The organism is Bacillus sp. MSP13 (genome assembly GCF_000815295.1).
In the GTDB taxonomy this organism is placed as follows: Bacteria; Bacillota; Bacilli; order Bacillales; family Bacillaceae; genus Bacillus; species Bacillus vallismortis.
In genome coordinates this window covers 422867-436574 of sequence record NZ_JXAQ01000004.1, presented here as the reverse complement: position 1 = coordinate 436574, position 13708 = coordinate 422867, and the positions used below count along the sequence as shown (strand labels likewise).

Genomic DNA, 13708 nt, shown 5'->3' with positions numbered 1-13708 from the left:
TCAGACAATGCATAGATATAAGAATCGCTTACTTGATAAAAACCATAACATATAACCAAAAGGTAATCAACATATAACTAATTGATGATTTGAGTTTGTGATAGCGAAACAAGGTGAACTATAGCGTGATTGATAGGCGTTGATGGAAAATTAGTGTGAATTACAAGTTGATCAAAAGATAACAATTATATAACCAATGCATTTTTGTTTTCTTATGATTAAAGCAAAAGGACACACGTTTGTTGTTTCATTTTTAGTAGACATGGATATCAATAAAATCGGTCTTCATCACTAGTCATGCATTTGATGGTGGATTTTAAAAGATAAAGCTTGAGCATGACCAAAAACATTTCCAACTGGGGCGCCGCTTACAACAGTTCTCCCAGTATCAGGGCTTTGCTGTGTGTTTGACAGAGCTGATGATGTTACATTACAGGTTTCTGGTCATAGCCCAATCGTTTTTCTTCTTTGTTGAATACCTTACATATAGGCAGACATAAAGGAGGAAAAAATCATGTACCCTCATCATTCTTATTATCGCGGGAATCCAATTGCAGCCGGATACCCGGCGCGAAGTCCTTTTGTGTTTGGCGCTCCTTTAGTCGGCGGTTTATTAGGCGGCTTTCTCGGGAGTGCGCTGTTTAACTACCCACGCCCTTACGCTTATCCGCCCGGCCCTTACGGTTACGGAGGCGCACCGTACGGTTTTGGTGCCGGTGTGCCATACGGCGGATACCCCGGTTTCTATTAACAAAAACGGCCTGCATCGGTGCAGGCCGTTTTTTATCGGAATATTTCCACCTCGGACATATTGTAGTCATGCTGTTTCTGGAACATCACTTCCAGAAGGCCGTCCTTATAGACGGCTTTTGTTCCTTTGCGTTTGACTAAACAAGGCAGGTTTATCTTTTTGGGATGGTTTGCATTCGGGAAATTCTCTATCATTAGTGTGTGTGAAGTGTGTTTAATTTTTACCTGATCCAGCTGGCCTTCACTGATTGGCACTTTTACAAACACATGCTCTGTTGTTTCAAAGAGATCTATGTCAGATGTAGTGTCAGGTTTGACGTGCTGTTCTTTTTTGGGGGGAAGGGGATCGCGGAAAGGAAATTGAGCCGCATAATCACTGCCGAACACGCTTTCCATCACACGATTTACATACGTTTCCACTTCTTTTGGATCTGCTTTTTTTAATGCTTCCTTGGAAAACTGATTGTGGAAAGGAAAGTACTTGTTCCATTCAAACATCGTCGTCACACCCTTTCTTCACGGACAAAATAGTATATGCCCGCCCGATCCTTCACGTGATATAATCTAAGATGCTCTATAGAAAGGCAGGGATATCAATGCAACATTCAGAAACTAAAAAAGGCATTCTCTACACAGCCGTTTCCTTTATCATGTGGGGGCTGTTTCCGCTCTATTGGAAGCTTCTCGAACAGCTGCCGGCTCTTGATATCTTGGCCCACCGCATGATATGGTCTTTTGTTTTTATGTGTATCGTACTTTTTTTCTTGCGGCAATGGAAAACAGGATGGCAGGTGTTGCGCTCATTGAAAAAGAACGGAGGCATCCTTTCTTTATTTCTCGCTTCTATTCTGATTTCGATTAACTGGTTTGTATACATATGGGCTGTCAATCATGGTTTTTTGCTTGAGGCTAGTCTTGGCTATTACATTAATCCGCTTGTATCCGTTCTCCTCGGCATTTTATTTTTAAAGGAAAAACTGAATCGCCTGCAACTGGTGGCGGTTTCGATTGCGGCTGCCGGCGTTATCATCTCTGCGTTGCAATACGGCTCCATTCCTTATGTTGCGCTTCTGCTCGCATTCAGCTTCGGACTGTACGGGTTAAGCAAAAAAAGAACCAACCTGCCGAGCGCCATCGGGTTAACGCTGGAAACATTAATGATTATGCCGATTGCATTGGGGTATTTGCTGCTGAGCGGCCATGTTCAGCCAGCGGGTGCAGAAAGCGGGGGCATGTGGATGCTTCTCTTTTTTGCTGGTGTGTTTACGGCTTTGCCGCTATTATTGTTTGCGGAAGGAGCGAAACGGCTGCAGCTGTATCAGATCGGTATTTTGCAATATATTGCACCGACCATTACCTTGCTGATCGGACTATTTGTTTACCACGAGCCCTTTTCAAGCTCGAAGGCTTTTACCTTCAGTTGTATATGGGCTGCGCTGCTCTTGTTTACGTTTTCACAAGTAAAGTGGAAACGGGCGTCAAAAAGCCATTGAGACCTTTGGCTTTTAGCTGAAGCATATATTATGTATAATCATTTCATGTATGTAAGACATAAAGGAGCAAGACGATGGACAATGATAAAGAGATAGTGAAAGCCTACGCTTCACTCTGGAACAACAGATCTCTCGCAAGTGATGACGCGGAAGCGGTAGCAGAGGCGATTGATCTTGAGCTCTTGGATAAACGAACACATCCGAGACTCCGGAAACCGATGCTGGAAAAATATTTTGCCGCAATCCAGCGCATTGTGAATGCACAGCTCGAACCGGCAGTGAAATGTCAGCTGGTCAAATTACATACAGAACGTGCAGAGCATTTAAAAGAAGAAAGAGGGGAGCAATAATGAAAGCAATCATAAAAGAAGATGTGCAAGCATCTTTAGAACGATATGCGGACCGCCCTGTATATATCCATTTAGAAACCACAACCGGTTCTTATTCAGCACACTTAAACGAAAAAAACATGACGGTTGTTGCATATATTCGCAATGCAAAAGTCACCTATCATCAGGCAAAAATCAAAGGAACCGGGCCTTACCGTATCGGCTTAAAAACAGAAGAAGGCTGGATTTATGCTGAAGGTTTGACTGAATACACGATAGATGAAGAAAACCGTATATTAATGGCCGGACACCTGCCGGGCGGTAAACTGGCTATTTCTCTGCAAATCAGTGAAAAACCGTTCACAGTTTAAAGAAGAGGGTGAAAAATAATGAAAGAACACGTACTTGTAATCCTGCCTCACCCTGATGACGAATCATACGGAGTGGCAGGCCTGATTGCCTTAAACAGAAAAAAAGACATTCCCGTCACTTACGCCTGTGCCACTTTAGGTGAAATGGGGAGAAATATGGGCGATCCATTTTTCGCGAATCGGGAAACATTGCCGCTCTTAAGAAAACAAGAGCTCATTAACGCTTGCAAAGAAATGGATATTCATGACCTGCGGATGCTGGGGCTCCGTGACAAGACACTCGAATTTGAAGACGATGAGTATTTAGCTGATATTATGGAAGAGATCATAGATGATGTAAAACCAAGTTTAATTGTCACATTTTATCCTGAACACGGCGTGCATCCCGACCATGATGCATGCGGAGAAGCGGTCATTCGTGCATTGTACCGAAAAAAGAAAGAAGACCGACCGCGCACACTTTGCATGGCGATTACTCGCAACAGAGAAGAGGTACTCGGCGAAGCTGATGTCGTACTTGATATCAAAGAAGTAGCTGATATTAAGTTGAATGCGTTACGAGCTCACAGAACTCAAACAGAAGGCATGCTTAGAGAACTTGAAGAAAAATTGAAAAACAATGAACCTGTTATGGCAACATGGTTTGAAGAAGAAGTATATTGGACGTATCAATGGAATGATTAATCAAAAAGGTGTAAGGCCTTAAGCCTTATACCTTTTTTAGTTTTAAGTCAGATGCGATCGCTTGCGCGAGGGTGGATCTCATGGAAATTTCTTCGAAAGACAAACCTAACTGGACGGCGGTTTGCGCGATTTCCGGGCGGATTCCCGACAATGTGGAGGAAACGCCGATTAAACGCAGCGCTTCAATCAGGCTGAACAGCTGGTGGGCAACCATTGTATCAATAACAGCTACTCCTGATAAATCAATGTACAGCTGCGTCACTTTTTTCTCCGCACATTGATGCAGGGTGTTTTCCATAATCAGTTTGGCGCGTACGGTATCAATATCGCCGATTAAAGGCAGCAATCCGACGCTGTGAAACAGCACAATGACAGGCGCGCTTAATTCAGTAATCATGTCTTTTTGAGCCTGAAGCTGGAGGCTTGTGTTTTTGTACATTTCTTCTATAAAAATATGAATCACAAGATCGAACGCTTTGATAAGGGAATGATAAAGATCTTCAGCTTCTTCGCCTTTCACAGTGTCCTGATTGAGATGGACAAATTCTTTCACATAGGATAGATATAAATCTCTCACTCTGACAAACTCCCGGATAATATAGTGAATAGGAGTCTTTAAATGCTCTTGATCCTGTGTCACTTCAAAGGCCCATTCTTTCAGTATAGGCAGGTATACCTCCTCATCATCTATGAAAATGCGATTTATCTTATAATTGAAGGCTAGATTCTGGTTCTTTAAATTGTGAATGACTGCAGGGTCTGTTGATGCATAAATGGAATTCGGATCAGTCTCCTCGATTGTTTCGTACCATGTTGAACTGATTGTCTCCGCATGCTGAGAAAGATATTCGTATAATTTCTTATTTTTAGCCATGATTGATCACCTCTTTTAAATGTATTGTTTTTGCGAATAACGTTTTTGCAGGTTAGCCAGCCTGAAAAACAGTCCAACTGCTCCGGCGGCGAGTCCAGCAATGAGTCCGATCCAATACCCGAACGCGCCGAGACTTGTATACGTGCCGACCACATAACCGACAGGAAGGCCAATGACCCAGTAAGAAACAAAAGCGGCCGCCAGCGTATAGTTTACATCTTTGTATCCCCTGAGCGCTCCCTGAATCGGTGCTGCAACAGCATCGGAAAGCTGAAAAAACAGTGCATAAATTAAAAAGTGCTGTGTCAGCCGGAGTACATCGGGGTCAGACGTGTACATGCCGGCGATTTGGCCTCTGAATAAAAGGATACAGGCAGCGGTCAACAAAGAAAAACCGATTGCCATCATGATGCCGATTAAGCTATAGGAGCGTGCATCCTTAAAACGAGATGCACCGGCTTCAAAACCGACAACAATTGTTAAAGCCATGGACACGCTGAGCGGCAGCATATATAAAAGTGAAGCGAAGTTCATGGCCGCCTGGTGGGACGCGATCGTGACTGTATGAAAATGGCTCATCAGAAGCGTGACAGCTGCGAAAATGCTCGTTTCAAAAAAGACGGCAAACCCAATAGGCAGCCCGATTTTGAGCATATTTTTGCATGCTTTCCAAGAGAATGTATACATTGTAAGAAAAATCCCGTATTCCGAAAACGGTGCGGATTTATAAATAATGAAAAAACTGATGATGCAGATACACCAATAAGTAAGCGCAGACGCTAGTCCGGCGCCAACGCCGCCAAGGGCCGGCAGCCCGAATTTCCCGAAGATGAATACGTAATTCAATACAAAATTGATCGGAAGAGAACTAAGTGTAATCATCATGGTGACTCTCGTTTTTCCTAGTGAATCAATAAATGACCTCAAAACGGTGTAAACAAATAAAGGGAAAATGCCCAGCGATAAAAAACCTAAAAAGTGTTTGGCAACCTCATACACTTGTGCCTCAAGGTGTAATCGGCCAAGAACAAGGTCAACTGCAGCATATCCAATCGCTAAAACGGCGATGCTAAGAAGCGCAGCCACATATACAGCCTGTAAAACAGTAAAGGGAATCTTCTGTTTTTTTTCAGCGCCCAATAAATGAGCGACAATCGGAGTGACCGCCATTAAAATGCCTGCAAGTCCCGTATAAACAGGGGTCCAAAGGCTTGATCCAATGGCGACACCGGCTAAATCAGCGGCACTGACTCTCCCTGACATCACCGTATCTAAAAACGTCATAAGAGAAAGCCCTACCTGGGTAATGAATATCGGAATGAAAATGTGCAAAAGCTGTTTGATCTTTTGCCGGGCGTTTTGAGTTTCTTTCATACATTGATCTCCGTTTCTTTTTCATAACGAGAGAAATTATAACATTTTGTGTATAAAAAGCAATGAACGCCGGCCCTATTCTTTTTTTGTCGGCTTCGTTTTTCTAAACATTTGGGCATAAATAAAAGAAAGCGAAATCACGCCTAAAAAGGTGAAAATATACTGAATGATTCTTTGAATTTCCATTCTTTACATCCCTCCTTTACCTATAGAATGTGCATCAATAAAATAAGCATGCGTGAAAAGTTGGAAATTTGATAGGAGATGAAGGTCTATGCGTTATGAACAAATGTCGGAAAATGTATTTAAAGGAAAGATACAAATATTCTTGGAGGAAATATTGGTTGATACGTCGCTAATTTTGAAAACACTTCACGAAAAAGACCAGTGCCTTCTTTGTGAGTTAGATGAATTAGGGCATATTTTTCAGGACATGCAGGGCATCGCATCATCCTTTTATTTGCAGTCATACATTGAGCAATTTACGCCGGCATTCATCGAGCTGGCCAAGGCGATTAAAGCTTTATCAGAACATAAGCATGGTGCTCTAATTGTGATAGAAAGAACAGACCCGGTTGAACACTTTATTCAAAAAGGGACCTCCCTTCATGCGGAAATTAGCGCTTCATTAATTGAGAGCATCTTTTTCCCCGGAAACCCTCTTCATGATGGCGCTTTATTGGTGAGAGAAAATAAACTCGTCTCAGCAGGCAATGTCCTCCCGCTGACAACAAAGGAAGTGGATATTCATTTGGGAACACGGCACCGAGCGGCTCTTGGTATGTCGGGATATACGGATGCGCTTGTGCTCGTTGTTTCAGAAGAGACAGGGAAGATGTCGTTTGCTAAAGACGGTGTATTATATCCGTTAATTTCGCCAAGAACGTAAAAATAAATAAAAGGGCCTGAAAATGACTCCTAGCTTGAGTCAATAGGACTGAATTCACCCCTTTTTTAAAGCATTCACTTTACGCTGAATGCTTTTTGGGCTGAACAAAAAATATAAACTAGTAGAAAAGTTATATATGATTAATATTAATTAAGTTAAATACTTCACCTGATTTTGTATTTGTAGTACCGTATAAAATTATTACATCTATTATAGGAAGGGTGCTGCCGCATGGCTAACGTATTAATGATCGGTTTCCCCGGTGAAGGGCATATTAATCCGTCTATCGGTGTAATGAAGGAGCTGAAATCCCGGGGAGAACAAATTACTTACTATGCAGTGAAGGAATACAAAGAAAAAATTGATGCTCTTGATGTCGAGTTTCGTGAGTATCAGGATTTTCGGGAGGATCACTTCGGGAAAAACGCAACTGGAAACGAAGAAAGAGATGTCACTGAAATGATCTGCGTCTTTTTGAGAGGCTGTATTGAGATCGTGACTCATATTTATGATGAAGTCAAACATGAATCATATGATTATGTGATCTATGACCACCATCTTCTCGCTGGTAAAATCATTGCCAATTTGCTGAAGCTGCCGAGATTTTCATTGTGTACAACCTTTGCAATGAATGAGGAATTTACGAAGCAAATGATGGGAGGATACATGAAAGGATCACTTGAAGACTCGCCTCATTATGAATCTTATCAGCAGCTTGCAGAAACCTTAAATACTGAATTTCAAGCAGAGATCAAGAAGCCATTTGATGTTTTTTTAGCAGATGGGGACTTGACGATTGTCTTTACATCAAGAGAATTTCAGCCATTAGCCGAGAAATTTGGCGATCGCTATGTATTTGTCGGTCCTTCCATTACGGAAAGAGCCGGAAACAAGGATTTCCCATTTGATCAAATTGACAATGAAAACGTGCTGTTTATTTCAATGGGAACCATTTTTAACAATCAAAAGCAGTTTTTTAATCAATGCCTAGAAGTGTGTAAAGACTTTGACGGTAAAGTTGTGCTTTCCATCGGCAAGCATATGAAACCGAGTGAGTTAAACGACATTCCGGAAAATTTTATTGTGCGCCCTTATGTCCCTCAGCTAGAGATCCTGAAAAGAGCCAGCTTATTTGTGACTCACGGCGGGATGAACAGCACAAGTGAAGGTTTGTATTTTGAAACCCCGCTTGTTGTCATTCCGATGGGAGGTGACCAGTTTGTCGTCGCAAATCAGGTGGAAAAAGTCGGCGCAGGAAAAGTGCTGAAAAAAGAACAATTATCTGAAAGCCTTCTGAAAGAGACGATTCAAGAAGTAATGAACAATCGTGCATATGCTGAAAAGGCAAAAGAAATTGGACAATCACTGCAAGCGGCGGGCGGCTCTAAAAAAGCTGCCGATCGTATTCTTGAATTTGTGAAACACAAAAAGCAATCTGCTAACGCATAGTGTAATAGCCTGTTCTTACAATAGGACAGGCTTTCTATTTTTTCGTGAAGGGATTTGACACGCCGATAGAGAATTGATAGGAAAAACAGACAAGAAAGGAGGCAAATCTGCTCCGTTCATCAAAGAAACCCATCATTTGTACCCCTCGCTTAAATAGTTCCTTAGACTTTCGAAAAAATATAGGCAACTCATGTAAAATATTAGGTGTTTGTTTGAAGGACTAAATGTCGAACGATGCTGAAATGGCTGCGGATTATTTGAAAAGGGTTTAACTTGCTGAAAAAAGTGACGATAAAACTGATGTGTGCCCATTTTTGGAAAGAAAATACTACTGTTTTTGCGCATAAACAGTTTAGGAGGTTGATTGAATGAAAAAGAAGATTGTAGCCGGCTTGGCTGTTTCCGCAGTTGTTGGGTCATCGATTGCCGCAGCGCCCGCGGAAGCAAAAACAATTAAAGTGAAAAACGGTGACTCTCTTTGGAAACTTTCCCGCCAGTACGATACGACGATATCAGCTCTGAAATCCGAAAACAAATTGAAATCAACGGTGATTTATGCCGGACAAAGCCTTAAAATTCCTAAGAGCAGCAAAAAAAGCACGACATCCCCATCACACTCAAGCAAAACGTCAACATACACAGTTGCCTATGGTGATTCGTTGTGGATGATTGCTAAAAATCATAAAATGAGTGTTTCTGAGCTTAAAAGTATAAACAGCCTGACAAGTGACCTCATTCGGCCCGGACAAAAGCTTAAGATTAAAGGGACAAGCAGTTCAAGCGGCTCAAACGGATCGAAAAAAAACAGCGGTTCCAATTCTTCAGGCTCGTCAAAAAGTACATATACAGTTAAGCTTGGTGACTCTCTGTGGAAAATCGCTAACAGCTTACATATGACAGTAGCCGAATTAAAAACCTTAAATGGCTTAACATCAGATACGCTGTACCCTAAGCAGGTACTCAAAATAAAAGGGAACAGTTCATCTAACAGCGGAAGCAGCGGTTCCAAGAAGCCGTCAAACTCCAATTCTTCAAAAACAGCTACATACAAGGTGAAAGCAGGCGATTCGCTCTGGAAAATCGCGAATCAGCTCGGGGTTAGTGTGCAAAGCATCCGATATAAAAACAATTTATCATCTGATGTTCTGCAAATCGGGCAGGTTCTGACGATTTCAGGAGCATCAAAACCTGACAATTCAAATCAGACAAAGCCAAAAGACAACTCGGGATCAAACGTTCAAATAGGCTCGAAAATTGACAGAATGATAACAGAAGCGAAAAAATATGTCGGGGTGCCATACCGCTGGGGCGGAAACACGCCTGCCGGTTTTGATTGCAGCGGTTACATTTATTACCTCATTAACAAAGTATCATCGATATCTAGATTAAGTACGGCAGGGTATTGGAATGTGATGCAAAACGTCAGCCAGCCGTCAGTTGGAGATTTTGTCTTCTTTACGACATATAAATCAGGACCGTCTCACATGGGGATTTACCTGGGCGGCGGAGACTTTATTCATGCAAGCTCATCAGGCGTCGACGTCTCCAATCTCAGTAATTCATATTGGAAACAACGCTATTTGGGCGCAAAAAGCTATTTTTAAAAATGAGTATGGACAACATCCTAAAACGTTTTTGGTTTAGGATGTTGTTATCTTTTCAGCGTAATTGGAAACCCTTGAAGCGTGAGCATTGGGGATGACTTCCTCAGGATACGGTGTGACACAGGCGTTTGAACAGGGTCTCTAGATTGTAGCTGCTAAGCTCAGACACAGCAGAGCTGGCAATGAATGCGAGGGTTTGCCGACACGCTGTAAAAAGCCTTTTTATAGGCTTTTTTGTTTAGATCAGACAATGATTGACCACACTGTTAGAAAAAACAAGGGGGAGACAGTATGTACCGTCTCTTGCTGTTGATGTTGCTGACGGCCCTGGGAGTTGCGGGATGCGGACAAAAAAACCCTCATGATCCTCCTGAGCGGGTGCCGGAAAAAGAAGTGATTGAAACGTCAGCGTTTGGTCACCATGTCCAGCTGGTTAATCGTGAAGGCAAAGCAGTCGGTTTTATAGAAATCAAAGAATCAGATGACGAAGGCCTCGATATTCACGTTTCAGCTAACAGCCTGCGTCCCGGCGCTTCACTAGGTTTTCATATTCATGAGAAAGGTTCATGTGTCAGGCCGGATTTTGAATCAGCGGGAGGCCATTTTAATCCGCTGAACAAAGAACACGGCTTCAACAATCCGATGGGGAATCATGCCGGAGATCTGCCAAACCTTGAAGTTGGTGCCGATGGAAAAGTAGATGTCATAATGAATGCGCCGGACACCTCACTGAAAAAAGGAAGTAAGCTAAATATCCTCGATCATGATGGGAGTGCGTTTATTATTCATGAACATGCCGACGATTATTTAACGAATCCTAGCGGAAATTCAGGTGCGCGTATCGTCTGCGGAGCCCTTTCCGGAAATAACGAGAAGCAGTAAAATCATCCAAGCCCTTTTGTATTGAGTATACAGGGGCTTTTTTAGTATACTCTTTTATGGAATATGAACAGGAAAGGGAACCAGACTATGACAACTCAAATACAGCACGTAATATTGCCTGAAGAGATACAACAAAAGCTTTTATTATATAAAGACCAGCCGATTTCCCCTGAGTTTCAGTCGCTTATCGGAACGACAGGCTATGAGGCGGAGGATGAAGCGATTTTATTTGACGCCATCATCGCATTAGCCATGGGAAAAAATGTCCTGCTGAAAGGGCCTACCGGCTCAGGAAAAACAAAGCTGGCAGAAACATTGTCAGGCTATTTTCATAAACCGATGCACAGTGTCAACTGTTCAGTGGACTTGGACGCTGAAGCCTTAGTCGGCTATAAAACGATTGAAAATCAATCTGGCCAGGCAACGATCGAGTTTGTTTCAGGGCCTGTCACAAAAGCGATGAAAGAAGGCCATTTTCTTTATATAGATGAAATCAATATGGCAAAGCCGGAAACACTGCCCATTTTAAACGGTGTATTAGATTACAGAAAAATGATGACAAATCCGTTTACAGGCGAGGTCATTCGGGCTAAAGAAGGGTTCGGAGTCATTGCGGCCATCAATGAAGGCTATGTCGGAACTGTTCCGCTGAATGAAGCATTGAAAAACCGTTTTGTCATCATTGATGTACCTTATATTAAAGGCGAGCTGCTAAAACAAGTGCTCATGTCTCAGTCAGCCCTGAAAGATGAGAAATTGATTGACCGGTTTATCACGCTTTCCTCTGACCTGATCGTCCAGGCCAATAACGGCCAGGTGTCTGAGGAGGCGGCATCCATCAGAGCATTAATTGATACATGTGATTTAGCCGCTTATATTCCGCCGCGCCGTGCGATTGAGCGGGGAATTGTAGAAAAGCTTGATGATGACCGAGAAAAGGCGGCAGTCCGAAATATCGCTGAAACTCTGTTTGAATGAGGGAGCTGCGATGAAATTTATCAAATTTAACGACAGCACAATCGATTCGTTTTTATTTATGATGCTCACTGATTTGGCCAAAACACTGACCAAGAGTGAAGCGGTAGAAGTGGAGTATGGCGTTCAGTCGTATTACAACCCTTTTGAAAAGAAAATTTATATGAGCCATTTTTGGAAGGACAGGGCGGCTGAGGACATGGAAGCGGGCCTAAAAAGCGACGTCTACTTGCGCTCGGTCGGAACGAGATATAGCTCTTTGCAAGAGTTTGCGAGCTTTTTGGATGATATTCATCGGCATCTGACATTCAAAAGCTTTGCAAAGCAGCTGTTTATGCTGCTTGAGGACATCAGAATTGAAGAATGCATCAAACACGAGCGTCCGGGTACGAAACATGTATTTGCGAAGCGAAAAGACATGTACAGAAAACACTTCTCGACCCAGCTGACTTTAAATTTAGAGCGAAGCATTTTTACGGATGCCCTCTTTTGCGCGATCTATGTCAAGCTAACAGCTGAGTCGCCGCTCGAGACCCTTCCGTCTATGCGTGAAGATATTGATCTGATGCGCCCGTTTATTGAGCAGCAGCTTTTGCGTGTGTATGAAGCAGATTCGACACGTCAGGTTCTGAAAATTGTTGAAGACCTCATGGACGGGCTTGAAGAGGTGCTTGATAAAGACATGCTGAACACCTACTTCTTTTTGCCTGAGCTTGATTACGCAAAAGCCGCAGAACAGCCATTGTTTGAAGAAGAGAAAAAAGCGCCGAAGCTGAGTGATGACATCACACTTCCGAAAAAGTCAGACGGCGACGAGGATATTCATGAAGAAGAAATGCCGACGTGGCACCGGGAAACAGAAGCGCCCTCTAAGAGCTTCCTTCAATTTGATATTGAACACGGCGCGAAATCAGATGTAGGAAAAGACGCTTCAAGGGAAGGCGACGATGGAGATCAAGCGCTTGGTTCAGTCCAAGGATCAGCCAGACAAACAAAACGGAAAGACTATTCCAAGCTGGAAGCGCTGGAGTCCCGGAAAGACCAGCCAAACGGAGCGGGTATGGCCGACGGAAAAGAAAATAAATACGCATTTCCGATTTACAAAGAACCGAAGCCGGCTACAAGTGAAGAAGCGCTTTCTTATAAACAGCAGGCAAAAACGATCGAATCATATCAAAAGCGTTTGAAACAAATGATTCAAAAAACGCTGGAGCATAAAAAAACATTGCCGAGAACAGATCTTCATGCCGGCCGGCTGAACAATAAGCTCCTCCGTTACTTCACGGAGCGGAATCCGCGCCTGTTCTACAAAAAGCAAGAACCGTCTTCCGAAATTGACGCAGCTTTTACTTTGCTGGTCGACTGTTCAGCCAGCATGTTCGACAAAATGGAAGAGACAAAGCGGGGAATCGTGCTGTTTCACGAAGCGTTGAAATCGGTAGCCGTTCCGCATCAGATTGTCGGTTTCTGGGAAGACACAAACGATGCGACCGAAACAAGCCAGCCAAACTATTTCAATACGGTTATTCCTTTCCAATCGTCATTAAGACAAGATGCCGGGCCTGCCATTATGCAGCTTGAGCCTGAGGAAGATAACCGTGACGGCTATGCGATCCGCCAGATGACGAAACAAATGCTGCAGCGCAGCGAGGCGCAAAAGTTCTTAATTGTTTTCTCGGATGGAGAGCCGGCCGCGTTTGGCTATGAACAAAACGGAATAGTCGATACAAGTGAAGCGGTTATTGAAGCGCGAAAAAGAGGAATAGAAGTCATAAATGTTTTTCTTTCCAACACAGAGATAGAAGAATCACAGATGAAGACCATTCAGGATATGTACGGAAAATTCAGTATATTCGTCCCGGATGTCGATCAGCTCCCGGATGTTCTGTATCCGCTGCTGAAAAAACTGCTCCATAAAAGCATAGGTTAACTCTTGATCCTATGCTTTTTGGCGTTCCTTTTTTCAAATGATTAAATTTTTTGTTTTTTATGAAGGTTTTTTACTATTTTGTGAACAATCAAGGTAGAATCAAA

At 42.9% G+C, this 13708-nt stretch carries 14 protein-coding genes; 11 read left to right on the top strand and 3 right to left on the bottom strand.

Going from position 1 to position 13708, the window contains the following annotated elements:
• The first annotated feature begins 514 nt into the window (after positions 1-514).
• Entirely contained in the window at positions 515-751 is a 237-nt protein-coding gene (locus tag SC79_RS05450) for a hypothetical protein (protein WP_039074194.1), read from the top strand.
• Between the two features lie 32 nt (positions 752-783).
• Here SC79_RS05450 and SC79_RS05445 read toward each other — a convergent pair whose 3' ends face one another.
• Entirely contained in the window at positions 784-1248 is a 465-nt protein-coding gene (locus SC79_RS05445) for an Hsp20/alpha crystallin family protein (protein WP_039074193.1), read from the bottom strand.
• A 98-nt stretch (positions 1249-1346) separates the two neighbouring features.
• On the opposite strand from SC79_RS05445, the gene rarD reads away from it, so the two are divergent.
• The 4 genes from rarD to bshB2 all read left to right on the top strand — a co-directional run bounded on the left by rarD (position 1347) and on the right by bshB2 (position 3627).
• On the top strand, positions 1347-2243 hold the full coding sequence (gene rarD / locus SC79_RS05440) for an EamA family transporter RarD (RefSeq protein ID WP_039074192.1): 897 nt from the start codon (positions 1347-1349) through the stop codon (positions 2241-2243).
• 74 nt (positions 2244-2317) lie between these two features.
• The gene (locus SC79_RS05435; RefSeq protein WP_039074191.1) at positions 2318-2593 is read left to right on the top strand and encodes a hypothetical protein; all 276 of its coding nucleotides are present in this window, start codon (positions 2318-2320) and stop codon (positions 2591-2593) included.
• Complete coding sequence (locus SC79_RS05430; protein WP_039074190.1) at positions 2593-2943, top strand: YojF family protein; 351 nt, start codon at positions 2593-2595, stop codon at positions 2941-2943. The genes SC79_RS05435 and SC79_RS05430 overlap by 1 nt, the downstream gene beginning before the upstream one ends.
• A gap of 18 nt (positions 2944-2961) precedes the next feature.
• Positions 2962-3627, top strand: coding sequence for a bacillithiol biosynthesis deacetylase BshB2 (bshB2, locus tag SC79_RS05425; RefSeq protein WP_010328021.1), 666 nt, complete (start codon positions 2962-2964; stop codon positions 3625-3627).
• 25 nt (positions 3628-3652) lie between these two features.
• On the opposite strand, the gene rsbRC is transcribed toward bshB2, so the two are convergent.
• A complete protein-coding gene (gene rsbRC, locus SC79_RS05420) occupies positions 3653-4501 on the bottom strand; it encodes an RsbT co-antagonist RsbRC (protein WP_039074189.1) in 849 nt (282 codons plus the stop codon).
• A gap of 15 nt (positions 4502-4516) precedes the next feature.
• A complete protein-coding gene (locus tag SC79_RS05415) occupies positions 4517-5875 on the bottom strand; it encodes an MATE family efflux transporter (protein WP_039074188.1) in 1359 nt (452 codons plus the stop codon).
• Positions 5876-6149: 274 nt separating this feature from the next.
• On the opposite strand from SC79_RS05415, the gene cdaS reads away from it, so the two are divergent.
• The 6 genes from cdaS to SC79_RS05385 all read left to right on the top strand — a co-directional run bounded on the left by cdaS (position 6150) and on the right by SC79_RS05385 (position 13604).
• Positions 6150-6764 (top strand): sporulation-specific diadenylate cyclase CdaS, encoded by a 615-nt coding sequence (gene cdaS / locus SC79_RS05410; RefSeq protein ID WP_039074187.1) that lies wholly within the window; start codon positions 6150-6152, stop codon positions 6762-6764.
• Positions 6765-6995: 231 nt separating this feature from the next.
• Positions 6996-8213, top strand: a complete 1218-nt coding sequence (locus tag SC79_RS05405) for a macrolide family glycosyltransferase (protein WP_039074186.1) — start codon at positions 6996-6998, stop codon at positions 8211-8213.
• Positions 8214-8581: 368 nt separating this feature from the next.
• The gene (locus tag SC79_RS05400) at positions 8582-9817 is read left to right on the top strand and encodes a C40 family peptidase (protein WP_039074185.1); all 1236 of its coding nucleotides are present in this window, start codon (positions 8582-8584) and stop codon (positions 9815-9817) included.
• Positions 9818-10108: 291 nt separating this feature from the next.
• A complete protein-coding gene (locus SC79_RS05395) occupies positions 10109-10699 on the top strand; it encodes a superoxide dismutase family protein (RefSeq protein WP_039074184.1) in 591 nt (196 codons plus the stop codon).
• A gap of 63 nt (positions 10700-10762) precedes the next feature.
• Complete coding sequence (locus tag SC79_RS05390; RefSeq protein ID WP_082022552.1) at positions 10763-11677, top strand: AAA family ATPase; 915 nt, start codon at positions 10763-10765, stop codon at positions 11675-11677.
• A gap of 10 nt (positions 11678-11687) precedes the next feature.
• Positions 11688-13604, top strand: a complete 1917-nt coding sequence (locus SC79_RS05385; protein WP_039074182.1) for a nitric oxide reductase activation protein NorD — start codon at positions 11688-11690, stop codon at positions 13602-13604.
• Positions 13605-13708 lie beyond the last annotated feature (104 nt).